At 32.5% G+C, this 545-nt stretch carries 1 protein-coding gene and 1 tRNA gene; both read left to right on the forward strand.

The window, feature by feature from the left end; genetic code table 11:
* On the forward strand, nt 1-181 hold a 181-nt coding region (locus tag NZ841_08545; protein ID MCS7202808.1), incomplete at its 5' end, for a hypothetical protein.
* A 55-nt stretch (nt 182-236) separates the two neighbouring features.
* Nucleotides 237-325: transfer RNA gene (locus NZ841_08550), tRNA-Ser, on the forward strand.
* Nucleotides 326-545: the final 220 nt, after the last annotated feature.

The following is a 545-nucleotide window of genomic DNA, read 5'->3' on the forward strand; positions in this document are numbered from 1 at the left end:
AGATGCAATTGAATCTGATACAAAATTATTTTCAAGATATTTTCACGGAATGTTGAAAAGGGGAATTTATTTACCTCCATCTCAGTTCGAAGCATTCTTTATTTCAACTGCTCACACACAAGATGATTTGCAAAAAACAGTTGATATACAAAGAGAGGTTTTTGAAGAATTGTTCTCTTAATTCTTGTATAAACATTGATTAAGTTTTAATTTTGCAACGCATTTTTGTTCTTTCAGGAGAGGTGCAGGAGTGGCTTAACTGGCACGCCTGGAGAGCGTGTGTACCGTAAAACCGGTACCGTGGGTTCGAATCCCACCCTCTCCGCTTTCTCAGTTAAAAATATCTTCCCTTAATTTTTTTTATTCCGTGAATTATCAGTACAAAAATTTTCGATTAAGTTCAGTGCTTTTCTGATAAATGATGTGAGACAAAATTTTTCTAAAAATTTAGCTTTTAGAATTTAAAATCCTGTTCTTTGATTAATTCATTCTTAGGGATAAGTTAAGTACAATAATAGTCTCATCTCAATTCAAATTTTTTAAGC

This window comes from Dictyoglomus sp. (assembly GCA_025060475.1).
Lineage (GTDB): Bacteria > Dictyoglomota > Dictyoglomia > Dictyoglomales > Dictyoglomaceae > NZ13-RE01.